This window comes from Paenibacillus sp. BJ-4 (assembly GCF_020404765.1).
In the GTDB taxonomy this organism is placed as follows: Bacteria; Bacillota; Bacilli; order Paenibacillales; family Paenibacillaceae; genus Paenibacillus.
In genome coordinates this window covers 307,721-333,648 of record NZ_JAIVEM010000006.1, presented here as the reverse complement: position 1 = coordinate 333,648, position 25,928 = coordinate 307,721, and the positions used below count along the sequence as shown (strand labels likewise).

The 25,928-nt window shown below is 45.6% G+C and carries 14 protein-coding genes, 1 pseudogene and 5 CRISPR repeat arrays (2 of these 20 running past the window's edge); of the genes and pseudogenes, 1 reads left to right on the top strand and 14 read right to left on the bottom strand.

All coding sequences use genetic code 11. The features are described 5' to 3' along the window. Positions 1-633: a CRISPR direct-repeat array (repeat unit 32 nt); it reaches 208 nt to the left of the window's first position. 272 nt (positions 634-905) lie between these two features. Beyond that, positions 906-1,473: a CRISPR direct-repeat array (repeat unit 32 nt; unit sequence ATTTCAATCCACGCACTCATATAGAGTGCGAC). Between the two features lie 495 nt (positions 1,474-1,968). The 14 genes from LCF57_RS03360 to LCF57_RS03295 all read right to left on the bottom strand — a co-directional run bounded on the left by LCF57_RS03360 (position 1,969) and on the right by LCF57_RS03295 (position 23,830). Continuing rightward, a complete protein-coding gene (locus LCF57_RS03360) occupies positions 1,969-3,159 on the bottom strand; it encodes an aminotransferase class I/II-fold pyridoxal phosphate-dependent enzyme (RefSeq protein ID WP_264083448.1) in 1,191 nt (396 codons plus the stop codon). A gap of 1 nt (position 3,160) precedes the next feature. After that, positions 3,161-4,090 (bottom strand): D-alanine--D-alanine ligase, encoded by a 930-nt coding sequence (locus LCF57_RS03355; RefSeq protein ID WP_225999559.1) that lies wholly within the window; start codon positions 4,088-4,090, stop codon positions 3,161-3,163. Positions 4,091-4,199: 109 nt separating this feature from the next. After that, on the bottom strand, positions 4,200-5,684 hold the full coding sequence (locus LCF57_RS03350; protein ID WP_225999428.1) for a PLP-dependent aminotransferase family protein: 1,485 nt from the start codon (positions 5,682-5,684) through the stop codon (positions 4,200-4,202). 314 nt (positions 5,685-5,998) lie between these two features. After that, positions 5,999-6,828: direct repeats of the CRISPR family, unit length 32 nt; unit sequence ATTTCAATCCACGCACTCATATAGAGTGCGAC. 198 nt (positions 6,829-7,026) lie between these two features. Beyond that, positions 7,027-7,821 carry a type III-B CRISPR module RAMP protein Cmr6 gene (gene cmr6 / locus LCF57_RS03345; RefSeq protein WP_025721216.1) on the bottom strand — a complete coding sequence of 265 codons (795 nt, stop codon included), beginning with the start codon at positions 7,819-7,821 and terminating at the stop codon, positions 7,027-7,029. After that, on the bottom strand, positions 7,818-8,204 hold the full coding sequence (gene cmr5, locus LCF57_RS03340; protein WP_025721215.1) for a type III-B CRISPR module-associated protein Cmr5: 387 nt from the start codon (positions 8,202-8,204) through the stop codon (positions 7,818-7,820). The genes cmr6 and cmr5 overlap by 4 nt, the downstream gene beginning before the upstream one ends. Next, on the bottom strand, positions 8,201-9,103 hold the full coding sequence (gene cmr4 / locus LCF57_RS03335; protein WP_225999427.1) for a type III-B CRISPR module RAMP protein Cmr4: 903 nt from the start codon (positions 9,101-9,103) through the stop codon (positions 8,201-8,203). Before cmr4 ends, cmr5 begins: the two co-directional genes overlap by 4 nt. Before the next feature lie 31 nt (positions 9,104-9,134). Next, the gene (gene cmr3 / locus LCF57_RS03330; protein WP_225999426.1) at positions 9,135-10,397 is read right to left on the bottom strand and encodes a type III-B CRISPR module-associated protein Cmr3; all 1,263 of its coding nucleotides are present in this window, start codon (positions 10,395-10,397) and stop codon (positions 9,135-9,137) included. Beyond that, positions 10,366-12,198, bottom strand: a complete 1,833-nt coding sequence (gene cas10 / locus LCF57_RS03325) for a type III-B CRISPR-associated protein Cas10/Cmr2 (protein ID WP_225999425.1) — start codon at positions 12,196-12,198, stop codon at positions 10,366-10,368. Before cas10 ends, cmr3 begins: the two co-directional genes overlap by 32 nt. After that, complete coding sequence (cmr1, locus tag LCF57_RS03320; protein WP_225999424.1) at positions 12,168-13,538, bottom strand: type III-B CRISPR module RAMP protein Cmr1; 1,371 nt, start codon at positions 13,536-13,538, stop codon at positions 12,168-12,170. Before cmr1 ends, cas10 begins: the two co-directional genes overlap by 31 nt. Before the next feature lie 27 nt (positions 13,539-13,565). Next, a complete protein-coding gene (locus LCF57_RS03315) occupies positions 13,566-14,567 on the bottom strand; it encodes a DUF6602 domain-containing protein (RefSeq protein WP_225999423.1) in 1,002 nt (333 codons plus the stop codon). An 808-nt stretch (positions 14,568-15,375) separates the two neighbouring features. Next, positions 15,376-15,738: a CRISPR direct-repeat array (repeat unit 32 nt; unit sequence ATTTCAATCCACGCACTCACGTGGAGTGCGAC). Positions 15,739-16,110: 372 nt separating this feature from the next. Further along, positions 16,111-20,535 carry a chromosome segregation ATPase gene (locus LCF57_RS03310; protein WP_225999422.1) on the bottom strand — a complete coding sequence of 1,475 codons (4,425 nt, stop codon included), beginning with the start codon at positions 20,533-20,535 and terminating at the stop codon, positions 16,111-16,113. Continuing rightward, positions 20,519-21,271: a DUF6063 family protein gene (locus tag LCF57_RS03305; RefSeq protein WP_225999421.1), complete on the bottom strand. Its 753-nt coding sequence runs from the start codon at positions 21,269-21,271 to the stop codon at positions 20,519-20,521. The genes LCF57_RS03310 and LCF57_RS03305 overlap by 17 nt, the downstream gene beginning before the upstream one ends. Continuing rightward, positions 21,258-22,802, bottom strand: a complete 1,545-nt coding sequence (locus LCF57_RS03300) for a replicative DNA helicase (RefSeq protein ID WP_225999420.1) — start codon at positions 22,800-22,802, stop codon at positions 21,258-21,260. The genes LCF57_RS03305 and LCF57_RS03300 overlap by 14 nt, the downstream gene beginning before the upstream one ends. Beyond that, positions 22,799-23,830 (bottom strand): Wadjet anti-phage system protein JetD domain-containing protein, encoded by a 1,032-nt coding sequence (locus LCF57_RS03295; RefSeq protein ID WP_225999419.1) that lies wholly within the window; start codon positions 23,828-23,830, stop codon positions 22,799-22,801. Before LCF57_RS03295 ends, LCF57_RS03300 begins: the two co-directional genes overlap by 4 nt. 468 nt (positions 23,831-24,298) lie before the next feature. Here LCF57_RS03295 and LCF57_RS03290 point away from each other — a divergent pair. Then, a pseudogene (locus tag LCF57_RS03290) lies at positions 24,299-25,416 on the top strand (IS3 family transposase); the annotation flags it as partial. 53 nt (positions 25,417-25,469) lie between these two features. Beyond that, a CRISPR array of direct repeats spans positions 25,470-25,928; the repeat unit is 32 nt; unit sequence ATTTCAATCCACGCACTCATATAGAGTGCGAC; it runs 305 nt beyond the window's last position.

The window sequence follows — 25,928 nt, the reverse complement described above, 5'->3', positions numbered from 1 at the left end:
CCACGCACTCACATGGAGTGCGACGCAAATTTCCACATATCACGGGGAGTATGTGCTATTTCAATCCACGCACTCACATGGAGTGCGACGTTGCAAATGGTTTTGTTAAAAGATAGTTCTACTAAAATTTCAATCCACGCACTCACATGGAGTGCGACGGCTGTGTCTTCCCATACAATTCTTCTTTAGACTTAATATTTCAATCCACGCACTCACATGGAGTGCGACCACCTGGATGCTCTTCACCGGGAGTCACTCCTTTAATATTTCAATCCACGCACTCACATGGAGTGCGACCAAAACGACGAAAAGCAATATTTTGATCTACGCAGTATTTCAATCCACGCACTCACATGGAGTGCGACTTTAGACTACTATGTTTTGAATACTTAATCGTGAATTTCAATCCACGCACTCACATGGAGTGCGACGCCTCACGCCCCACGAAATACCCTGCTTCACAATATTTCAATCCACGCACTCACATGGAGTGCGACTCCGCAGCTCCGCAAGTGTACCGGAAGGTAAAGACGTATTTCAATCCACGCACTCACATGGAGTGCGACTGTATCTGGATCGTTATATAGTTATGCCCGCTCAAATTTCAATCCACGCACTCACATGGAGTGCGACAGCGAAAATGCAGCAATTCATACCCTAATGATATCAATCCCACAACATTATCGCAAAAAATGATTCCAAATAAGCTTGGATCAGCTATTGACTTTTACGGATAAATAGCAAATTTAATATTTTTCGACATTTTTCGAGGTGCGAAGAACCTGGGGTTTTTATGTGAGCTTCACATTCGCACCTTATAAAATAAGTAAGCTTTCCATTCCAATCCACACACTCCATACAGAGTACGACAGGCCGATTATCAAATGTGACTTGTGATTGCCAAAAATTTCAATCCACGTACTCATATAGAGTCCGACTCTAGTGAACCCTTTAAGGGGTGCAAGAGCCTCCAATTTCAATCCACGCACTCATATAGAGTACGACTTTTGTCATTAACAGTGCGATGCTTAGAGTCTTCATTTCAATCCACGCACTCATATAGAGTGCGACGCGAAAATTATTTTGGCAAAGATGATGAACTTAATGATTTCAATCCACGCACTCATATAGAGTGCGACGTGAAAGACAATGATGATTATTGATACGGTTTGGTGATTTCAATCCACGCACTCATATAGAGTGCGACTCCGATTCCTTTGGATGGCCCTTTTAAGCAAATCATTTCAATCCACGCACTCATATAGAGTGCGACTAGTCAGGGCTTCTGGAAATGTCTTAATTAATTATTTCAATCCACGCACTCATATAGAGTGCGACAAAGATAGTCTGATTCAAAACGCTGCCCTTCGTATATTTCAATCCACGCACTCATATAGAGTGCGACGGAGCAACCTGGAGTGCGGAGCTGGTGTCCGTGCCGATTTCAATCCACGCACTCATATAGAGTGCGACAGCGAAAATGGGTCTAATCTCCCCTATTTAAGTAATATTCTAGCGTTATTTCAGCAAAAACGCATCTATTATTACCTCATCCCCTTACGATCATTTACAACTTGTTCACATTCGACACGCTATCGACAAAATCTGAGGTGCGAATCCCCCGGGGAATTCATGTGAGCTTCACATTCGCACCTGAACAGATCGCTTTCAAAAAATTACTTTGCCATAGCAGCAAATACCTGCCTGAACTTATTTCAACTCTGCCAGTTCTACCACCTGTGAAGAGACAGCGCACATTCGAATATATTTAATTCATCGATAGCGCATTTAAAAGTAGGGTCCCACCAGTTAACACCTAAGCTGAACGTTCCGGCTTTGGATGTATATACATTCGGAAATATCCACTACATTAATGAGAAAAATACTTATGTTTTCGAAAATCATAAAGGTATCTGTAAAATATTTTATGAAGACGTTCGGCAAAATTTGAGTTATTAACCCTGTTCATCATACCGGCTGCATTACCTGCATAAACCTTCCCATCCGCCCCAGCGCCTTCTCCAAATCGACGAGCGAGGCTGCATATGAGCAGCGAATAAAGCCCTCTCCGCCTGATCCGAATACATGTCCCGGTACGAGCGCCACCTTCGCTTCTTTCAGCATTCGAAGTGCAAACTGCTCAGATGACATGCCAGTAGAAGTAATTGAAGGGAAGGCATAGAAAGCCCCCTCAGGCTCGTGACAGGCAAGCCCGATTGCATTCAAGCCGGCCACAAACAGCTTGCGGCGTTCATTGTAACTCGCCATCATCTCATCCTTGGCAGCCAAGCCATGACGCAATGATTCGAGCGCGGCAATCTGTGCAATGGTGGGCGCACACATGGCTGTGTACTGGTGGATTTTCAGCATGCCGGCAATCAGCTCACGCGGACCGCACGCATAGCCCACCCGCCAGCCTGTCATCGCAAATGCTTTGGAAAAACCGCTGATGACAATCGTACGCTCCTTCATGCCCGGCAAGGAAGCGATACTGACATGCTTTCTCCCGTAAGTCAGCTCGGCATACACTTCATCCGAAATGACGACCAGATTATGTTGGATAATAAGCTCTGCAATCGGCAACCAATCCTGCTCCGTCATAACTGTTCCGGTCGGATTGCACGGATAATTGATCATTAAAGCCTTAGAATGAGGCGTAATTGCCGCTTGCAGCGCTTGCGGGGTCAGCTTGAACTGCTCCTCTGCCGTAGCCGCTACCTCTATAATTTTACCGCCATGCAGATGGGTAATTGGTTCATAGGCAATATAGCTTGGGGCCGGAATCAGCACCTCGTCACCCGGATCTATTACTGCCCGCAGTGCCAGGTCGACGGCTTCACTGCTTCCCACCGTCACGATCATTTCCTGCTCGGGGTCATAAGAAAGCGCAAAGCTGCCGGAAAAATAAGCAGAGATCTCCTCGCGCAGCTCCATTAAGCCGGCATTTGAAGTATATTTCGTCTGCCCTTCACGCAATGCCTGAATGCAAGCTTCACGTACCTTTTCCGGTGTAATGAAATCAGGCTCTCCGACCCCAAGGGCGATTATATCTCCTTCTCCGCCTGCTGCATTCAGATCAAAAAAAGCGCGAATTCCCGATGGCCGAATATCCCGTACACGCGAGGATACAAACCGCCCTATACCCTTTTCAATAAACATATTACGCCATCCCCCATTCCTGTTTCCGCTCATGGAGCGAGATGGCAATAATATGGTCCAGCAGTTGTGAAAAGGTTATACCCGCAGCTGCCGCACTCTTCGGAAGCAGGCTGTTGGCGGTCATTCCCGGTAATGTGTTCACTTCCAGCACGTAAGGCCTATCCTGACGCAAAATCATATCGACCCTTGCATAGACCTTGCATTGCAGCAGTCGGTAGCTGGCCAGTGCCGCCTCGCGCACACGTTGCTCAATAACGGGAGGAAGCTCGATCACCTCCTCCTTAGCACCACCGACCTCATATTTCGCTTTGTAGTCGAACCACTTCGAACGAGCGGAGCTAATACTAATAATCGGCAATACCTCGCCGTCTAAGATCGAGCAGGTAATCTCCGTCCCTTTATAATAGGGCTCAATCAAGATCGCTTGATCCAAGCTGCAAGCCTCCTGAACAGCCGGCAGCAGCTCCTTCTCATTCTGTACAAGCTGGATACCAATGCTTGATCCCCCCGTATTCGGCTTCACAATAACCGGGTAGCCCAGACGCTCCACCACCTGCGGATCATAATCGTCCATCCCCTGCCAGCAAAGACCTGCAGGCGTATGCACACCCGTTGCCTTCAGCAGCGTCTTGGACAACTGCTTATTCATGCATAAGCTGCTTGCCAAGACACCGCTGCCTGTATACGGAATGCCCAGCGTTTCCAGCGCTCCCTGCACCGTACCGTCCTCGCCATACTGACCATGCAGTGCCAGCAGCGCGATATCGATGCCTGCCTGCTGGACCTGCACGATTAAATCCGCTCGCTGCTCGATCACAATGGGAATCACTTCATAACGGCTGCGATCCAAATGATTGATCATCTCCTGACCTGTTTGCAGAGAAATCTCACGCTCAGAGGAAATACCACCCATAATAACGCCAATTTTCATCATGACACCTCATTTTTCTTCAAAATCATTATGTGGATACGGATTGTTCTTCCGATCGCTGGTGCTTCTCCAGAACAATATTTCATCTCTATAGCTCTTTTCTTAATCCTTATGTCTTAGGAAAGCTACGCGCCTGTTTACCTATTATTTGAATACCCCGTTCGATATTTTCATCCGTTACTCGTGAAAAACCAAGCCGCAATGTATTCGTCCCTTCGCCTTCTTGAATAAAAAACCTGTCTCCCGGTGTAAAAATGACGCCCTGTTCTGTGCAATCTTCTAGCAGTTGGCGTGTATTCACGCCTGCCGGGAAGGTAAGGAACAAATGCAAGCCCCCGTCACCAGACACCTGCGTCTCAGGAAGATGTGCTTCACAGCATGCCTTTGTCAGCTCATATTTGCGCTTATACTCTGTACGTGCTTTTTTTACATGTTTATCGAAATTTCCATTAAGCATATATTGGTATAAAATCGATTGATCGATTGTTGAGGTATGAATGGTGCGCGCACGCTTAATGCTTTCCAAAGTATCAATCAGCGCTCGGTCCCCAAGTACCCAGCCTACTCGCAATCCAGGGAACAGCACCTTGGAGAAGCTGCCAATATAGATTACTCCGTTCCCATGCCCTGCTGACGCTATTAAGGGCGCAACATGCGCTCCCGAATAGCGCAGCTCCTCATTAAATCCATCCTCGATTATCGGGATTTGATAGCGCATCATTAATTTCATAACGGCGCTGCGCTTTGCTGGCGACATGACAATGCCTGTCGGATTGTGATAGGAAGGAGTCAAATAGGCCAGATCGAAGCTATTGGTCTGCAGTACCGCTTCTAGCCACTCCACATCAATACCGTCACGCTCCATCGGAATACCGGTAATCTCAAATCCTTGCAGCTTCAAATTTTTGATCGCTGTGTAATGGGTCGGATTTTCACAAATTGCTGCTCCGCGGCGTCCAGAAGGGCGTAAAGCCGACAGCACAATGTCAAAGCCTTCTGTAAACCCGCCTGTAATCAGCATATCCTTGCCGCTTATATCGACGCCCTTGTTCTCCATATAATGCATCAGGTAATCAATCAGCGGCTTGTAGCCCTTGGCATAGCCGTAGTTGAGCAGCACCTGCCCTTCGATTGCCATCCGGTCCATAAAGGCTCGCCTTACATCCCCCAGATCAAACAGCTGCTCATCCGGAGCGATGCTTGTAAACGAGATAGTTCCTTTTTGGGCACGAATGCCCTGCTTCATCATATCCAGATCAACAGCCGATACAGCATACTCGTTCATTCTTGTCTTCCAGTCGATCTCCCAGGTGGCAGAGCTGTCAGACCCTTCGTTATCTACATCCGACTGGCTCACCATTGCGGCCACATAACTACCCTTTCCGGGAATCGCATACGTAAATCCGTCATCCTCCAAGCCTTCATAGGCTGCAATGACTGTATTGCGGCTCACCTTAAGCAGAACGCTCATTTCTCGTGTGGAGGGCAGCTTCTGATCCGCCTGAAGCGCCCCTTTTATAATTAAACGATTGACGTATTCTTTTACTTGTATCGAGACCGGACGGTCACTGACGAGCTTGAAATCCTGGAACATCCTTCATCGCCTCCCCCTATAATGATGGCATACAAGACGAGTGAAAAAAAAGAACCACCGTACTGGATTTTTCATCCTTCGGTGGTTCTTCCGCATTTTATCCTCTGTACGGCCTCATCTCCTAGCCTCATTCTACCGCCTAACCAGCCGAGCAAAACCATATGCCGTAACGACCAACCGTGAATCCTGCCGCATCGTCAATTTGTCAACTGGAGTGCGACTTGAAGGCCTTCAAATCTTCCGCATGCTGGACAAATTTGAACTCATATAGAGTGTGACTGTGTATAAGGACATTTCCGAATACATAGCATCAAATTTCAATCCACGCACTCATATAGAGTGCGACGATGATAGATATGCCAGTGGATATGATAGACGAATTTCAATCCACGCACTCATATAGAGTGCGACTGTGATTACGCAACTTTTAGGATGGCCGTCTTCGTAATTTCAACCCACGCACTCATATAGAGTGCGACTTCTATACCTATGTTTTTGCTGTATCGCTTGGCTTATTTCAATCCACGCACTCATATAGAGTGCGACTTTCTCTACCGCCCTTCTACCATTTACGACTGGTCATTTCAATCCACGCACTCATATAGAGTGCGACGCAGCAAGTGCAGCAAGCACGAGGACGAGTAGGGATTTCAATCCACGCACTCATATAGAGTGCGACTGTGAGACTCCTTTCGTTACTCAAAGCAGTTTAATTTCAATCCACGCACTCATATAGAGTGCGACGGGCTGGGTCTGCTAAAAAGCCTGCAGGTATGGCAATTTCAATCCACGCACTCATATAGAGTGCGACCCAAGCGGATAGGACAAAAAATCAAGCAGCTTATTATTTCAATCCACGCACTCATATAGAGTGCGACGCTGCGATTGATAGGTCGCGTCTGCCACAGGTATTGATTTCAATCCACGCACTCATATAGAGTGCGACAAGCCTGCTCACGGTTTAGTAAAGCATCAGGACGATTTCAATCCACGCACTCATATAGAGTGCGACTGTTGAACTACCAGTATCAGGAGTGCCCGATGAAATTTCAATCCACGCACTCATATAGAGTGCGACTTGGTTTTATCTATTTTGTAAACGGATTAGGCAGATTTCAATCCACGCACTCATATAGAGTGCGACCGCGAAAATGAAGTAATTAATACCCTAATGATATCAATTCTCCACATTGATGCAAAAAATGATGCCCAATAAACTTGGATCAACTATTGACTTTTATGGATAAGTAGTGATCCCAATACCTTTCGACAAATTTCGAGGTGCGAAGGACCCGGGGAATTCATGGGAGCTTTACATTCGCACCTTCACTTCACTGTTCAATTAAACCTCTAACAACCTTCCATATCCTGCGTTGGTCTTCCCACCAATGCCTTCATCTCTTAGCGCTCCGAGCAGGATTGCTTTTGCCAAGCTTAGCCATTTCATAGCTTGTTCCTGCTCTCCCTCACAGGTTAATATGATGCGGAAATGAGCCGACGCTGAAAGAAATGAAATAGGGACAGGAGAATCATCGTCACGTGGAGCCTCGTATTCAATGTCCTTATGATAAGGCTCTACAATAATGCCGTTATAATCCTGGTGATGCGGTGTAAGCACATCCTGTTTGAGCGCTGTGCAAACTGTTTCTGGCGTGGGAAGGGCGTCGTGAAATTGAATACATCCAGCTGATGTTTGTGTGCCAAATAAAATGTCGTAGTCGGCTCCTGCACGCTTCAATGCTGGGTGCTGATCACCCAGTTGTCGATGTGCATAATGCGAAGCGACACCCTTCAGGGCAGTTCCTGGAAGGTAAGGCACACCATAAATACGGTGCAAGGCCAAACCAGTCTCAAGCACGGAGTCCCCTCCGTGCCCAATGACGAGCGATGTTTGTGACCTAACCACAATAGGCAACAATGTAGTGGCTCCAAAGTTCTCATGCTTGCAGTATCGTGTATAGTAATGTTCATACCAGCTTTTTTTTGCCGTGTTCCAGTCCATTTCATAAGCCTTGATCAGTTTCTGGTAGAAAGCTCGTTTGGCATCCCCTCTACCATCCTCTTTGCTAGCAATCAGTTTTAAGGACATATCCTGCGAACCTTCGTTACTCTTCGTCATAGCCAGATGGGCGTTCATGAGATGCCCTCCTGTTCCGGTGTATCCGCTCCTTGTTCGATTTTCAGAATGGCTTCCGCATACCGCTTAAACCAGACGGAGGCACTCAGTACCCGCCGCGACAAGTGAAGATAGTCTGCGTTTTGTTTTTCGAGTTCTTCTTTCCAAGATTTATCGAGATCAAGCGCATTCCGCATATGCTGCAAATATAAAGCATGTGGACTTTCTACGCTCTTGGACTTCGCCTGAAAGAAGGTAACGGCCAGACGTAAACCGTTGGTCAGAACGAGCGAAGGAAAACGGTGACAGAGCTGCCCATATTGCTGGGCAACGACGGAGTCCGCATCTAATGACTTTATTCCTTCAAATGCGGCCTGCGCGTACTCATGCTGGGATGATTTCATTGATCTCCGCCTCCCGAGAGGCGGCAGCGCACGCGCCCTTTGCCGACACTTGCATTGCCTCCAAGTTGTAAGAATATTTCTTTTTTCATATGTTGAAGATTGGAAATCCGTTTGGAGATATCTGACGATCCATCTACCCGATCACACCAGATCATTCCGTAAAAGATGGCTTCTGTAGGTACATATTCCTCATACCATAGCGCACCCGCTTGCGTAGTTTTCGTATCTTCCTGTATTCGAATGCGTGGCGTAATCTCACAACACATCGTTGTAAAGTATCTGAATGTGTCGTCCGATACTAATACAAGCCGCTCGATGAACATCTGCTTTGAATAAGGTTCATTTTCATCGAACAGCATATTCGCCAGCCAACTCGCCCAGGTGGTAAAGCCATGCGATATTTCCGCCTTACCATAGAACTCGTCCAGGAAAACTTGCTGTTGGCTGTCCACTACAGAATCTGTAGTTGTCCAAGCGATTTCACCGTTTTTCGCATCTTTCTCAAATTGATCTAAATCTGGAATATCCAAAGACATCCCCATCGCTGCTGCATCTCGTACTAGGCGTTTCAGTACCATAGGGGAAGTAACATAAGCGAAGGTTCCATATCGGCTGGCTACCGGAAAAGCAAGAATCCGTCCATCGGAAATAACAAGCGCTCCAGCTTCGGTCCCATTGTTATCTGATTTACCGAATGCTTGCTTGAACCAAGCGTTTTCTCCCTCTTTAACTCGATAGTAATCTCTCTTTACCCCTTTCATGCTACTACCAGGAATCATAGGCCATTCAGTCACCTTCTCGCGCATAATAGGCAAATCAATTGCCCCAAGTCCTTCTCCCGAACCGATATGTAGTGGAGACAAACAGTGTATCCAGTACCACTGGCTTACATTTTCCATTTCCCTTGCTCCTTTATAGTAGGTTTATTTATTATTTGTTCTTTTGAGTTGTGTCTGTAATGTTCCATTTCCCCCATAAAGCCAATCCATACCCGTCTTCTTTGTCAAAAGCCTCTTTGCGGCGATTCGTGTCCGACACGGATTGTAACCACATCTCCTTCGCCAAATCAGCCGCATCCCCTTTGGTGACTTCAAAGAAATATACGCTTCCTGCTGGAACCATGCGCCGAACCGCCTTTTCGCTATACAAATCATCCTTCGAGTAACTCCATCCCGATACAGGCTGCCACCGTGGGACACAAGCCCAGCGCAATTGAAGCTCTACTCCGCACTTCCATAGATTTTTAGTTTGGAGATTTTCGTCCAGCCAGCCTGGCAACCAGCCTTTTCGGAAATAAGCAGGAGTCGCTAATACCATGCGAATATATGACGCCCCCTGCATGCTTTCTTGAATGGCTACGGGACAATTCCATGACAAGTCATCTTCCATCTCACTGAAGTGAGCCAGTCTGCGCTTGCCCCCCATGGGATGCAGTTCTGATATTTTGCCTGTACAACCGGACATATGCTCTCCAAAGTCAATCTCAGCCTCCACAGTGAACTCTGGTGGAAAAACCAGTGATTGTGTCGAAAATAGTTGCTGTTCCTTGGCGGTATACGTCTTGGGGTCGATTGCAGTATGTGTACGTTCTTCACGAATAAATGCGGGCAGAAAAGGTGATGTTTCACTAGCTGCGTGCAATGAAATGTTTTTCTGATCCAGACGCCATTGTTCGAGAAGCTTGGACCACGTTTCTTCTGACTTGGAACCTGTCAGCCAATGCACCATTTGCTCCTTCGAGATGTATGCTGGTGCTTCCTTCATTCCTTTGTGTGTTCCTGCTCCAAGTGGCGGCCAGAGCACATCTGCCAGACGTCCTTCCTGACCTACACCAAAAAATCCCTGTCTGTCATGTTGACCCCCTGTCAAGTTAACTGGTTGGATGAATTGGATACTGGCTTTCCCATGTTCTTCATATATTTCAGCGTCCTGAGGCATGGCAAAATACAAGCTTTCTCGGTATTTGTATATTGGACCTCGAACATTCAATTTAGCAAAATGGTTAAGGCTGAGGAACGACTTCCCTTCTTGTGCTTGTTCCCTTTTAGCCAGCATCGTGCGGATCGTACCCGCAAGCATACTTGGCGTGACATCGCTTAATGTGTGGGCCCGGATTCCCGGCGTAGCGCTAAATGGTCTTCCGTCCCGTACCATAATAGGATCAAGAGGTTTTACTTGCAGTCGTTTCTTCATAAGTCGCTCCCCCCTTTTCCAAATGAATCGTCAAAATGAGTTGCTCTGCCAATATCCGAAATCGTTCTAATGGCTCTTTTTCGGTATCATATAGTTCCTTCAGTTTAGGAATCCACTGCTCTTGGATGGTTTCCTTATCTATTCTTTCCGGCTTCTTCTTGAACGCCAGACGCTCAATCTCCATCCAGAGTAATTCCGCGAGCAATTTCTGATCACTGAGCCACGATGAGCCCTTAGCCATCTCCTCGTAGCTTTGGTACATGCTGCGGAGTTCATAGGCAAACTGGGCAGAAAAAAACACTTTATGATCGCGCAATGCCTTCATTTGCTCCACAGGATGAAGATCAAATGGCATGGCTACTTTTATCAGATCGCCCCCGCCCCGCTTGTGAAAGTGGACCGCCAGTGCATTACGCGTTCTCTTGGCCTGGCGTTCTGCTTCATGTGCCATATGACGCACTTCTTCAAGAGGTTCAAGCATATGAGCGATCACTATTCCCACAGAGAGAGTCGGGTTTGAGATTACAGAACCCATTTTATCTATAAAAGCCTTCCGCAATTCATTGGCTGCATCCAGACATGTATGAACTGGCAAATAGGCCATGACATCATCTCCGCCACCATAAACAAGCTGTCCCTGATGCTTTTTCATAATTTTTACTGCCTCCAGAGCAAATCTGGAGAGCGCAGTTGAAAATTCAATATGGCTTTGCTCATCCTTAATGTTGCGAAGATGTTCACCCATGCGATCACCGTCAGCAACTAGAAAAGCATAATAAGGAGTTGGACGGACAAAATCAAACTGATGATCCCTTGATTTCTCCTCCAACTGGACATACATCTGCTCCAACTCGTTCGCGATAGAATCTTTGAGGTTCTCTTTACGTTCCTTGGGAACCATAACGCATTCTTCAAGATAATCCTCGATTCGACGTTCATAAAAAAGACGCGCGTCATAGGAATTGGAATCTAGCTTGTTTGCTGGCTTTAAATTCTCTTTTCCCAACAATTCATTCACGGTATGCAAATAATCGGTCACTGCCGAACCTATGAAAGTAACGTCACGAATTTGGTCTTGGAAAGGCAGAAAGGCCGTTTCGCAAACCGAAAGAAACCGCTCTTGGTCAGGGTGAAGTATTAAAGACAACCGTTTAATGACGGAGATGGCGTCTAAGGTCTCGTGTTCTTTAATTCCCAACCGTAAAAGCCGCTCAATGTTCCTATCGTGGTTGATCCATACTGATTCACGACCGCCGTCCAGAGAAGATTTTTTCTCACCATACATCGCGCCTGGGTCGTTCTGCTTAAAATCCCGCAGGGTCTTACGGGCAGCTAATAATTGTTCTGTTCTGCTTAATGCTTCATCGTAATTTAGTCCTTGCATCGCTGTCCAAGCCGCTTGAAACTCAAGTAAATCGCTGACTTGTCGGTCCCACGTGCGTATATTAATAATACGCCCAATTTTCTCCTCAGCCGCTCTGGCATACTCCTTCCATTTGCCTTGGATAGCCCTTCTGACTTGCCAAGCAATCTTGCTCGGCTGATCTGTATCCATTATCCCCAGAATCTTGTTTGGTGCACTCATTTTCTCTACTTGTTTGGAGTTTGTGACCGTCACCATCGCAGGAAAAACCAATCGGCCACCCAGTTCCCGGAATTTCCGTGCTCCCGCTATACTTAATTCAGAGAGCAAATATGAGCCAAACCATAGATCTCGCGTTCTACGTGCCTGGGCGATAAATTCTTGCACAGGTCCGATGGAAAACATCATCAGTATCTCTTCAGATTTGTGCTCTTGCAAAATTTTCCGACCTCCTTACTGTTTAAAAAAGCCTCAACAGCAGACATATAGACTTTTTTATTATCTTGCATAGGGTTATCATCATATGAAATGTCAGGGTATATTTCTTTTGTTCCAACTTGCTTTACAGTTCTACCGTTTGCCTCTAAATCAACCCCCTCCAACATAGGTTGATTTAGGACAGCCACTATTCCAAGCGACTTATGAGGACTACAGGCTAGTGGCTTTAAAATTACCGGAGAAGCAAGGCGATCCTTGTTTTTGGGAACAAGTTGCGTTTTGTATGGTTCCTTTTCCCATCGTTTTCTATTACGGAGTTCTTCATAAGATAGGCTTTTGTCCTCATCCATTTTTTGCTTAAACTCAAAAATAATTGGTAAACCAAGTTGTGCTCTTGGAAAAGCAATCAGCTTATCAGGTTTACTGGCTGGACATTTTTTCTTATGTTTGGGATGTGCCATACCTGTAATCGTTCGAATGGAATCTGCTTCCGGCCAGTGGCTTCTTCCAGGTTTGTGTTTATCTTTCCCTTTGTTCGCACGTCTGCGAAATAGGCGATAAGCTTCAATTGCCTCATTCCAAGCATCCTGTATCCCCTCTGTATGGGGACGAAATTTAATGTGTTTGCAGAGCGTTGGCCATTTACGACTTTGATTCGCCTGTAACAGATTCAAATCGTACTTTTCTATTTGTTTATCAAACCACGGCAAAAAATTTTCATGGGTACAGTTATCTATAGTAGGAGAAATTCCCTCACAATATAAACTCCCACACCCTCTGCGTGTTCTTGCCCCTACTCCACCGAAGTTGATCCAGGCCCATAGTGCAGGCTCTATCTCTTTGCGTTCTATTTCTTCAAGATCCATAGATTTTGCAATATCATCGAATGGTTGCTTATAAATGATATGAAGCTTGAATGTATGCCCAATAGTGTGCTCGATAGAGTTCTTTTTAGCAGTATCCACTTCGGCGCCTGCTGAATATAACGCATATTTGGGAAAATGAATTCTACCTGTAGACTTAGAGGTCGTTTGCTCAATCCAAATCTTCACGCAACTTGGCCGACTTGTATCTCCAAAAATCTCTACTTCTCGTTTGCGCAGTTCATATACATTTTCATAAGCTGCACCACGCGTTGCCCGCCACCAGAAACGTAACTGTCCCCGCACCGTGCCTGTACGAACCAATTGTTCTGTATCAATCTGCCCTGCAAGATAGCCTCCCCCAAACATAGGAGTCACGACCGTTATGTCATAAACGTTATGCAGATTAGCAATTTGAGCGATACTTTTTTCCAGACTGGAGATAGTGGTTTCAGGACTTTCCAGTTTTCTTCCCATGCGAGTCTCCTTTCTTAATCCATCTATTTAATTGGCATCCTCTTCGATACTGTCGTCCCCGATTGCTGTAAGCTCTCTAAAAGCTTTGGCATAAGCGAAATGAGGAAACAACATAGGGTTATTCAGCAACATGAGCAACTGGTTAAGCTGGAAGTTTAAGGTCAAAAGCGGATTGCCTGGTATTTTCAAATCACTCAGCGTATTTTCAAGTGACATGGCGTTTTCCGAAAATTTCAGTTCGCTATATTGCCCGCTGTCCACTTGTATTTTAAACCCTTGCTTATCTTCATCTTTCCAGTTTGAAGGAATCACGTTCATATTACCGATATTTTGTATCCCAAGATTCAATTGATCCCCCCACCAGCCAAGCTTTTCATTCTCGTGTTCGACCAGCAAATCAAATTCTCTGACAATTCCTTTACTACCCGGCTCAACTCTTTTTAGCAGAATAAAATCGAATGCCCCTTTAATATTCTTTGCAACTTGATCTATGGCTGTCTGTTGTTGTCTCTGGAAATTGCTTGCAAGAATAAAAATAGGTCGAGTACGTTGCTGCGTTTTGTTTGTGATCCCAGTTACATACCCCTGCACCATCCGCGCAATGCCCGTCGTTCGTGGTTGTAAGTTTTTAATACTTTCTGTCCATTCTATGATTTTTTCATATTCCCAATTTGTACTCTTGCACTCAATAGCTACCACTACGGCTTCGATTGGAATGAACTTGAGCGTATTATATTGGAAGACGTAAGGTGTATACTGCTCATCGTAGACAGCAATATCCACTTCCCTGGATCGGTTATTGTTCGAGTCAATGATAATAACCCCCTGTGCCAGTGAGTATTTGAGAGGGATAATACTTCGGAAAAATTTGACCCACCTCTCCTCGCGATAGTTCCCACTAATTGTTCCATGCTCAGAAGCAATATCGATCTCTTCTACCATCATCTGATTCAGGTAACGGTAATTCTGATGAATACGCTCAAATACATTTTCAACCTTACTATCTTTGCTGACTTCAATTTTCCCCATTTTCTCTTGCCCTCTCTATCATTCACATTTGTGTTATTCCTGATTAATTAGTCCTAAAAATAATTCAACTCATGTTATAAAACTGGCAAAATAGACCTTATTTATATAGGTATTAAGGATCATGTTAATTATAATTACGTTTGTATGTATTTTACAAGGATAATATTTCTTAATCATGTTTTATAGATTTTAATTAACCTTTATATTTCAATTAAGTAAAATAAATAGTTTCACAAGCGAAAGTGACTACCAAGCTTTAATAGGATTTTGCATAAGTCCTGTTAAAAAATAGCCCCCTGTAAATCTCAAAATAAGAGATTATCAGGGAGGCTTTGTTTTTTTGGTGAAATTCAGGAGCAAAATCGCGAAAATAGACCTGATAATCCATCTTTTGGTGATAATTACATTCTTGTATAAATTTGCCATTTATATGCGATTTCAGAGCAATAATCTGAAACCCTAACTGCTCCGCAATATAAAATACTGGACTAGGAACATGGTCACTGGATGCCTTGCCGAATGGATTATCAAGGATGGCAACCCCCGGTGTCGCTTCATCTGTCGCTGGATATGCTGTTTACGCTCGGCTACATAATTCACATGCCAAAAAAAAGAGTCATGTTCTTGCTCCATCGCTCTCCACCAGACCAAGAGTTCACGTCTCCTAGGAGAACATGGCATTGTAATCTGTTGATTGTTCGTAACCTTGGCAAACCAATATAGATCGTTTTTATGCCTCAGCACTTTCTGCAGCAGCTACTTGGAATCCAGCCACTTATCTAATCCTTACGTAGTTGGCCTCTAGATTATTTCAATCCACGCACTCACGTGGAGTGCGACTTCAATAAATTCTCATACACCTTAATCAAAGTCTATTTCAATCCACGCACTCACGTGGAGTGCGACATGAAGGTAATCCGTAAAATCTGATACTCAGGGCTATTTCAATCCACGCACTCACGTGGAGTGCGACAGGAAAAAGGTATTGGTACTCCAGCTACCCGTGTAATTTCAATCCACGCACTCACGTGGAGTGCGACCCCGTGAACCCCATATCCTTTTCTAAATCCACAAATTTCAATCCACGCACTCACGTGGAGTGCGACCTTGCCACGACTGATCTTATCGTCACACTCAGCATTTCAATCCACGCACTCACGTGGAGTGCGACAGCAAAAATGTAGTATTTGATAATCCTAATGATATCAATTCTCCACATTGATGCAAAAAATGATGCCCAATAAGCTTGGATCAACTATTGACTTTTATGGATAAGTAGTGATCCCAATACCTTTCGACAAATTTCGAGGTGCGAAGGACTCGGGGAATTCATGGGAGCTTTATATTCGCACCTTTACGATTCGGTTGATCTGCCTGACGCTGAAAGAAACGGAATAGGTCGATGTGCATAATACGAATCGACACCAGTTCAGGGCGGTTCTTGGAAGATAAGACACACCATATATTCGGTCAGAGCCAGATCAGCCTCAAGCACGGAGCCCCCTCCGTGCCAATGACGAGCGAATATTAGTCTCCAACATGCTTATTCAAAAAGCTCCAATTGCTTCACTTCACCTATATACACCTTGGATTCAGGAGCAAAATCGCGGAAATAAGCCTGATCCATCTTTTGGTGGGGATCAATAATTTGCTTACCGGGCTCACCAGCAACTCCACGAAGTCGACAGCTATACATAACTGGAAAATAGTCCTGTAGAAATTTGCCCTCAGCATGCGCTGTCAGAGCAATAATCTGAAATCCTAACTGCTCCGCAATATAAAACACGGGACTAAGAACATGATCACTGGATGCCTTGCCGAATGGATTATCGAGGATAACAACCCGGTGTCGCTTCATCTGCCCCTGTATATGCTGTTTGCGCTCGGCTACATAATTTAGCAAGCCCAGAAAAAGAGTCATGTTCTTGCTCCATCGCTCTCCACCAGACCAGGAGTTCGAGGTTTCCCAAGAGAACTTAGCACTTGTGATTTGTTGATCGTTCGTAACCTTATGGCAACTAATATTGATCGTTTCATGCTTCAACACCTTCTGCAGCAGTTGCTTGGAATCCAGCCACTTTTCCAAATCCTTACGCACTCGTGCAACTGAATTCTCGTTATGTTCAGCCTGATACGGGGTACGATCCAACTGCTCAACAATCCAGTCGATATGAGCATGAATGCGTTGTTTACCTTCTGCTTCATCCCATTCCGGGATTTTGAATACGTAGATTTCCTTGCTCCCATTCTCTGTTCTAACACGCGTTTTCTTGGGAAGATCACGCAACTCCTGTACAATCTGCTTTATGTGCATATGGATATGGGTGATATAATGCTGCAGCTTCTGGTCCTCCGTCTGCAAGTGCAGCTCTGCAATTTGATTCGTCTTTACGATACTCTGTCTAAGCAAAGATTCAAAATCGAGTAATTCTTCGAGTGTATCATTTTTCCGTATTCCACTCTTGGCCATCTCGCGTTGCTTTGGATCTTGAATAGATTTGTTACAAAAATCCAGAAACCGCTGCTTGTGAGCTTCGACCCCGGTCTTCTCTTGATCCCGCTGCTTTGCTCGTTGCTCCAGCTCCTTAATAGCAGTTTCGCTGTGCTTAAATGCCTGATAGAGCCACTCGCTGCGTTGCTCCTCCGTAAGCTGCGCGCTCTGCAACTGGGGATCGTCGAGCTGATATAGCTTGATGACCTGATTCCACTGATTCAGTGCCTGTTCAAATTTGCGTCGTTGCTCCAACGTGGACTTCATCACCTTATCCACTTCACGGAGTTGGAGACTCAGTTCCCGTTGTGTTTGCTCGATTCGTTCATGTACCTGCCTTAGCGAACCATGGAAGGATATTGGCGATTCGTCCTCATGATCAAGTGTATACCGGCTCAGCAGTTGCTTCACGACACCTCCCTGAAGATCGCGCTCCTGGCGTCTACGATCCAACTCAGCCCTGATCTTGTGGACACGTTCTTTCAACTCTTCGCACTTTTTCCAAATCTCTTCCATCCTAGTTTCCTCGTGAGGTGGCAAGTCCAGCTCCAGGATAATATTGGAATGTTCTTTTCGTAGCACGGACATCTCTTGCTCCGCCTGACTCTTTTCTCGTATCAGACTCTGTTGCTTTCCTTCCAACTCTGTACGGGACATCATCATTTGCCGACGCCTCATCTTCAGATTTTCATACTCATCCCTTAAACGTTGCAAACCAAAGGAATTCTCCAGCGGGCTGTACACCTGAACCTCTGTGTATAATTCATCTTCTTGCATATGAAGGAGCTTGCCTTCGAGAGCTATGATCTGTTTTTCAGCATCCCTGCATTGAGTATCCAGACTGATTTTTTGCTGCCTGAATTTATCCACATGCTTCCTTTTCAGGTTTATTTGTTCCCGCACAGAGACCATCTCGTGTTCCAATTCATGATTCTTTTGCATGATGGCTAACCATTCATGTCCCAGATTCAAGCGACGCTCCAACTCCGCGGTTTGCTGCTCTTGCAATCTTTTCTTCTGCTGTAATTCGTCCTTGTGCTGGTCCAGGTGCTTCATTTCCCCATCCCATAAATCCAGTCGCTTCTGCAGGATATTACGTCGATCACCAAGTCCCTCCAGAAGCTGGCGCAGTTCATGTATGCTCTCTATCCTGTACCTGTCAAAGAAACGTTCTGTTTGCCTCAATACATCTCGCCATTGTTCGAGTTTATTTTCTTGATCTTCCCGTTCCTGCCTGGCTAGTTCCGCTCGTTCCTCTGCTGCCTGCTTCCATATTTGAAATTGTGCAGAATCCTGTACGTCCATCCATAGTCCGGGCTCAACCCAGCTTTCTCCCAGCGTTGGCTCTCCCACCGGGGTTAGCAAGCGCTTCGCTTCCTCCGTTGACAACACCCTTATCGGATACTGGAGCTTGCTCGCAGACTGTCTCAGCTTTTTCAGCAGCTTCTCTTTCTCGTGTACAGTGGTTAATAACGTAACTTCCCACAGTGGATGTTCACCGGCTTGCTCACTCTGCTCCACATACTGCACGCCCAACTGAAGCATGGAGAACTCATTACTCCAATGGTGGACCAGCTCAGCAGCATACGGATCAGCAAAAAATACATCTTGCTGCTGATAGTCATCCACATAACGGTAAGCGATTCTTTCCTTATATAACAGGTCCTGCTTCTGTCGTTCCTTGTGGACGATCCCACTAGTCAGACGATTACGGATCGAATCTGCCTGTGTGTGCAAGGAAGTCACCCGACTCCAGGCAGGATGCAATACAGATAGTTCCTGTAACATCTGTGCATGCTCCTGATCGAATGCGGTTAGCTGAGCTTGTACTTTACCCAACTCTTCTCTTACCGCAGCAAGCTGCACCCTGCCATCTGCTTGTAGCTGCTGTAATCGTTCTTTCTTCCGCTCCATCTTATGAAAGACCTGTACAAATGCGACAATCTCACGTTGCAGCACTGTATATTCTTCCTTCCAGAGCGACATCTCCCGTTCAACCGATTGCGTCTGCACATTGCTTAATATTTGTCTGGAAATATCTGTCGCTCTGCTTTTATGACTGTCATATTGCGTTACGATTCTACTTTCCTCTATGCCGAGTTGCTCACGAGCCTGATCCTCCATATTTTCACTTTTTGCACATTCATTCCGCTGTTGCTCCAACCCCTTCCGTTGTTCTTCCATGTCCTCAAGGTTTGCCTTTAGCTTCTGTTCCTCTTGCATGTAAAAAGCTCGCAGATGCCGACCATTCTGATCCCACTGCACCTGAAGCTCCTGTTCGTCAGCCGATTGCTCCAGTTGCTCCATCTGATTATGGATATACTCAAGCCTGAATGCGGCTTCTTTCTGCCGCTCACGTATCTGTGCATACCTAATCGAATAATACTGCTGCTCCTCGGAGCCGATACGATCCTGTAATGCTTCATATTCGTCCTGTACCTCATAATACACGGTTTCTAGCGCTTCCAGTGTTTCCTTAGCCTGTGCGATTTTCAATGAATCAGCCTGTTTTTCCATCAATTTCTCTTGAGCTTGTAGTTCTTCCTTCTGCATATCAAGTTGTAGCAATTCTGCAACTGTCACTTGCTTCATACCCTCAAGGTATTGCCATGCCGCCTTCGATTCTCGCCGCCGCTCGTCATATTCCTTCTTCTGTTGGTCATATCGTGTATATCCTTCCACGTACTCTTGCAGACGGATAAGAATATCCCGATTCGTATCCAGCTTCTCCTTCAGCGCCCTATATTGCTTAAAGCTATCTTGCCGCGCCTGGAAAAGATCAACAAAAGCTCCTTGCTTATACCCTTCCATTGAGCTTTCAATGGTCGGAATCAGAAGGCGGTCAACAAGCTGAGAAGTAGTCTTGCATTCATCAAAAAAGGCTTCGATCCCGCCTTCATTTGAATTAATCTTGGCTATGGCCGCCCACTCCGTGGAGATAATATGATACTGCTCCTCCAAATATTTTTTATACTCATCTATGGTGTTGAAAAACGTTTTGGAGGTTAGTGAATATCTGCTCTGCATGTGCATATAGTAATCATGAATTTCTCCCTTGTCACTCACCCGTTCCCGATCACCCTGAGTCTTTGTAAATGGAATCTGCTCAATCCGGTGCTCGTCCCCTTCTCCATATTCATGAACATAACGATAAGAACTCATTCCATTCGTGTCCATAAACAAGCTGATACAGGTCACAACATACCTGCGCCGGGGCTTCTCCGTCAGCAGCCACTCTACGGCAATATGAGCAGGTCCATTTTCCAGCGCAAGCGTGTCCTTCATTTTCCGGCCCGCCAAATCCACATGGGGCATGACAGCCTGAAGCGCCGTCTGGATAAAGACAGTCTTCCCTCCTCCATTTTCCAGCACAATTGCACCATTATGACCGTCAAAATGAAAGATCGAATCGGTATACCGTTTGGCTCCAGCTTCATAGACAACGTTGGTGAATCTGATTTTAGAAATTGTTGGCATGAGATTCCTCCTTCGTGGACTCCTTAAATGAATACAGGAATTCAAGAATTCCCCGGTTGTATTCCGCTTCCATAAAGTAACGCTGTACAATAATTTTCGTCTTTTCCGTCAGATCAAGTTCATCCGGTCCAACCTGATATACCAGTTCCTGCTCCAACAGGAAACGTCTGACGGTATCCAGAAAGCTAATGCGGCTGATCGTTTGCCCGCTCTGGCGTTTGACATTTTCCTTAATGTCATCCATCGCATTCCAGCGTTCAATGATGTCGACCCACCTGTAGGAGAACTCCTTGCTCAGACGTTCCAAATGTTCATCGCCATGCTCCTGTAATACATCAACTCTCTCCTGCACCAGAGACAACCAATCATTCATATTCAGGAAATTACGCGTAGGCTCCATCGTCTGGTAGCTGTCATAAAACCCACCGATGAACACGATCATGACCAGATACATGAGATACAAGTCTGCGTTAACGGCACTTCCACGCAAATATGTTTTTTTCAGCATGTCGTTACTCATATGAAAAGGAGACAGTCGCGCGAGCGGAATCAGATAGAGCCGTCCCCCGGCCGTCAGTACAGCGCATTCCATCTCTGCTGCAAATTGATCCACTAGCCCGCGCACTTTATCATCACTCTCATATTGCTGCAGACTGTCTGAACCCGCTTCACCCTTCTGGGTCAGCAACGCATAAATTCGAAAGGCTGTTATCACTTCTTCCTCAAGATATTGCATCATAAGCACCTGCCAATTCAATAATCATATCCTGGATCACATACCGATCCGTTACTTGCAGTAATTCTGTCGCTTCATACACTGTAAGTTCATACCCTTTCAGTGCATCCGTCATCGCCTCATACAGGCTCAAATCACTCTCATCTGCCGTTTTCTGTTCACGTTGCTGTGCAGAGATTGGACTGCGCTGATGAATCATCATCCAGTAATCATAAAAGTTCCGGCTGTGAAGCAACTCCTCGAGATCCATTTGCCTTACATAGGCAATAAAATCGCTCAAAAGAAATTTAGAGCTTCCATGTACCTTTGCACATTCCAAAAGTAACGAGAGCATATCTACGACGCCTTTTTTACGCTGCAAATTGAAAGGATTATCCTCGCCCTGATCCATCACCAGAAAACCTGCTGAATCGCTTTGGCCCCCCTCCTTGCTGATAACCTGCTGTTTATCAAAAAGGGTCAGGAGTGACCATAACGGCTTCTGTTCTACGGTAAGAAACGGAGAAATCACACCCCGTAATGCATCTGGAGACAAAGGATGCCCTATGATGATTCCGGTGATGTCCTGGTCAAAATTGAAAGAGCTAATTCCGGTGTAGTATAGCGACTCCTTGGCTGCCCGTAATGCCTGCGAATCCAGTTCTATGCTCTGCTGCAATAGATAGGTATGCTCATTATGGACCTTCTCCAGATTAGCGGAGATACGGAGAATCAGCTCGTAAGGTCGTTGGAACCTTGCCTGTTCCCGATCCGCATAGATTCGGTCTCGTGTCTCGCGGACAAAATCCCGCAGTTCCACGAATTCCTCATTCTCACGATTTAATCGCAGATGGATGTCCTCGAGCAATGAGCGATAACGTTGGAAAGTCTCGTCGGATACAATATTGCGTTTAATCTCGTACTCCACCTTGCGAATACGTTCTCGCAGAGTCTCTACATCGACCTGCATCTCATCAATCTGACGAAGTGCGCCTTGAAATTCACCCTTTTCCAGTTGTTTACGCAGCAATAGCTGATGAATGGACAGTTGAAATTCCATATAAAATTCTTTGGTTGCGAATACCAACTCTAGTCCATCCTCATCTAATGTGTAATATTGAACCTGTGTCTGTGCATCGTATTTGTCTGTTCGTAGAATGGAAGTTTGCAGTATCTCTTCCTGTCCTGAATCCAGATTGTAAAATGGCATTTCCCGCTTCCGTCCATTCGCAGGACGGAACACCTGTAAAATCTTACGCCCAACATCCTCCAGATCTACTTGTTCCAGCTCATAATGTGGAGCCAGTGATTCCTTTAAAAATTGTATGTAATCTCTCGTACTCGTCTTATGACTGCGTAATAGCTTCTTCTCGAAGAAAAACAGGAGCGTCATCAGCCCCAGCTCCATCATAGCTATCTGCTTGCCATTGCGGTCTACCTTTCGCTGCCGACTCAATTCAAACAAAGGGTCAAAAAGAGCAATCTTGCCCATTCGTCCTGCAAACCCGGATATAATCTCGCCAGCATTCATACCTGTGTCCGTCTGTTTCATACACCCAATCTCCCAATCGCAAGTAATTGTTCCCGGCCTAGCACTTCCTGAGGGATGTACTGACCATTACGCAGCATATTTTCCAACTGCTCACCTGCTGCCTCTGGCAGAACCGTCCGACAAGTAGCCAAATCAGCTTCGCTTCGTATCTGGTTCAGCTTCCCCGGCACCCCCTTATGCTCCAGACAAGCCAGATAGAATTCCACTGCCAGCTTCACCATATGTTTGACCTGCAAGGCATGCCAAATTCGGATGCCTTCCCAGTCCAGATCTCCAAAATAATAAAAAGTATGCTGTACATCCTGCACCGGATACTGTAAATGAAACATCTCCAGATTCCCAACAATTTTCCAGCCGGAGCCAAAGATCAGGGTGGAAAAAGGTAACGTGGACAGCCCTGTTAATAACGCCTGAAAGGTCGTCTTGTTCTCGATAATCAAATGAGACTGATAGGATTGAGAAGTTTCTAGCGAAGGGTTAAATGCCCACATCAAAGGATCGCTGACAGGTTTAATAAGCATCTTGCTCCATAAACCAAGACGCTCCAGAACAACTCTTCCTCCTCCATCCGTGATCCATTTCTCATCACCCGTTAATTGGTAACTTCGCTCCGGGGCCGGCACTTCACTGACTGGCAATCCATGCATTGCTAAAAAATGATGAATACGTTCAATATAGGTCAGGTCCTTGTTCCATGTGTCTTCAGACTGCCCATAATACCAATCCAGATTTATACTTGGATGAAATTGAGCAGAGTGCTGTTGAATTCTTTGTAAATGCCCCTGCCGCATGAACACTCGACGAATTTTATATTGGTAAGCCAATGCGGGCCGTTTCCCGTTCCTGCCATGCGCTTTGACCCCCACTAATATCTGCATTTCCTCGAGTTGTAAAATGGTCTCAGCAAATGATGGATAATTAACGTCATGTCCACTCATAAAAGCTGCCAACTCTTCAAGTAGAATGGTAGATTTCTTGTAACTCTGAATATGACTTAGTAATTGCCGGCGAATGTCTTCTGATTCCATAGCCCCTCCTGATGAATGAGAATCCCCTTGGCTAATTATACCATTTCAGGATACGAAGGTATTATAAATATACCTTTTCTTAATTTTATGAACACAGCTGTTAAATAGAGAGCAACAAAGCCGAGCCTCCAGCTGCGCCGCCCCCCCACCTGCCGATTTCAATCCACGCACTCGTATAGAGTGCGACTGCAAGTAACAGGGCAGTTGACACTACTCACTCTATTTCAATCCACGCACTCACATGGAGTGCGACAGGGTTATGACACTATGACCGGATACCGAGTAACAACCATTTCAATCCACGCACTCATATAGAGTGCGACTACGCCACATGGTATGAAGATCAAAGCTCTAACATTTCAATCCACGCACTCATATAGAGTGCGACTGGATCGGCTACACTTAGTTGGACAGAAAAAATAAGGGCTTGTAGAATAAACCTATCAAGTGAAGGAGCGGAACTCTACAATGCCAAAACAACAACGACGTACGTTTACAGCAGAATTCAAAAAGCAAATGGTCCAGCTCTATGAAAACGGGAAACCCAGAGCAGCGATTGTGGAGGAATATGGCCTCACGGCTTCTGCTTTAGACCGCTGGATCAAGCAAACTCAGACAACGGGCTCCTTCAAAGAAAAGGACAATCGCTCCTCCGAAGACAATGAGCTCATCGCCTTACGAAAAGAGAACCAGCGGCTGAAAATGGAGGTAGATATTTTAAAGCAAGCCGCGCTGATCATGGGACGAAAGTAGCTATCATCCAGAATAACCGTGATAAATACTCGGTATCAGCAATGTGTGACGTCCTGCAAGTCGCAAGAAGCACCTTTTACTATGAAGGGCAAGAACCATCGAATGAGGATGAGATCACTGAAGCTATTAAGGAGATCTTTCATAAAAATCGAAAAGCTTATGGTACACGCAAGATCAAAGTTAAGCTCCATGAACAAGGCTTAGTCGTGTCCAGACGTCGAATTGGCCGCATCATGAAAGAGCAGGGGCTGGTTTCCACCTATACAATCGCTCAGTATAAGCCCCACAAAGCGGCCTGCAATGAAGCAGAGACGGCAAATGTCCTGGCACGTAAATTTGAGCAGACGGAAGAGAGGCGCTTCGTTGTTAGCGATCTAACGTATGTAAGGGTTCAGAATCGGTGGCATTACATTTGCGTGCTGATCGACTTATTCAATCGAGAAATCATTGGTTATAGTGCAGCTCCAAATAAGGACGCTGCTCTGATTTCCCGCGCCTTTGCTACCGTACAGGGGGATCTGCGTCACATTCAGTGGTTTCATACAGACCGTGGCAGTGAGTTTAAAAACGTAAAGATGAACGAGCTTTTGGAAACCTTTGAAATCCGTCGCTCGCTTAGCATGAAGGGCTGTCCCTACGACAATGCCGTGGCTGAAGCCACCTATAAAATCATGAAAACAGAGTTCATTAATCAGATGGATTTCCACAGTTCTCATCATCTGGAATTGGAACTATATGATTACATCAACTGGTTTAACAAACATCGGAGTCACGGAACGCTGGGATATCTGACGCCTATTCAGTATCGCAAAGAAGCCCTTAAAAAAGCTGTCTGGTTTACTGTTGACAATCCAGTAAGTACGTATTATGGGCCTGGTAGTGCGAAGATTTCAATCCACGCACTCATATAGAGTGCGACTATTAACGAAGTTATCAGCACATACAAAGGCAAATTTCAATCCACGCACTCATATAGAGTGCGACTTTCACAACGACTACATTTCATCAGTCCAGCAAGAATTTCAATCCACGCACTCATATAGAGTGCGACTTTTAAACGTTAGCATGGATTATTTTTTTGAGAAAAATTTCAATCCACGCACTCATATAGAGTGCGACAATTGATCGGGCCCGTTCGCAGGCAACCACGGGCATTTCAATCCACGCACTCATATAGAGTGCGACTAAACGTTTACTGTAATGAAGATGCGTTCCATTATTTCAATCCACGCACTCACATGGAGTGCGACTTACCCCCTCTCTAAACTGCAACGTCAATTCGGATTTCAATCCACGCACTCACATGGAGTGCGACTTTAGGAACTTCGGCTTCTGGACGGCAAAT

Coding starts and splice junctions, on each gene's coding strand:
- LCF57_RS03355 (WP_225999559.1), bottom strand. CDS start 4,090: ATGAAAATTGGCGTTATTATGGGTGGTATTTCCTCTGAGCGTGAGATT.
- LCF57_RS03315 (WP_225999423.1), bottom strand. CDS start 14,567: ATGGGGAAAATTGAAGTCAGCAAAGATAGTAAGGTTGAAAATGTATTT.
- cmr4 (WP_225999427.1), bottom strand. CDS start 9,103: ATGGAAAATGTAAGCCAGTGGTACTGGATACACTGTTTGTCTCCACTA.
- cmr5 (WP_025721215.1), bottom strand. CDS start 8,204: ATGAAATCATCCCAGCATGAGTACGCGCAGGCCGCATTTGAAGGAATA.
- LCF57_RS03300 (WP_225999420.1), bottom strand. CDS start 22,802: ATGAAACAGACGGACACAGGTATGAATGCTGGCGAGATTATATCCGGG.
- LCF57_RS03310 (WP_225999422.1), bottom strand. CDS start 20,535: ATGCCAACAATTTCTAAAATCAGATTCACCAACGTTGTCTATGAAGCT.
- LCF57_RS03305 (WP_225999421.1), bottom strand. CDS start 21,271: ATGCAATATCTTGAGGAAGAAGTGATAACAGCCTTTCGAATTTATGCG.
- LCF57_RS03360 (WP_264083448.1), bottom strand. CDS start 3,159: ATGTTTATTGAAAAGGGTATAGGGCGGTTTGTATCCTCGCGTGTACGG.
- cmr6 (WP_025721216.1), bottom strand. CDS start 7,821: ATGAACGCCCATCTGGCTATGACGAAGAGTAACGAAGGTTCGCAGGAT.
- cmr3 (WP_225999426.1), bottom strand. CDS start 10,397: ATGAAGAAACGACTGCAAGTAAAACCTCTTGATCCTATTATGGTACGG.
- cmr1 (WP_225999424.1), bottom strand. CDS start 13,538: ATGGGAAGAAAACTGGAAAGTCCTGAAACCACTATCTCCAGTCTGGAA.
- LCF57_RS03295 (WP_225999419.1), bottom strand. CDS start 23,830: ATGGAATCAGAAGACATTCGCCGGCAATTACTAAGTCATATTCAGAGT.
- LCF57_RS03350 (WP_225999428.1), bottom strand. CDS start 5,684: ATGTTCCAGGATTTCAAGCTCGTCAGTGACCGTCCGGTCTCGATACAA.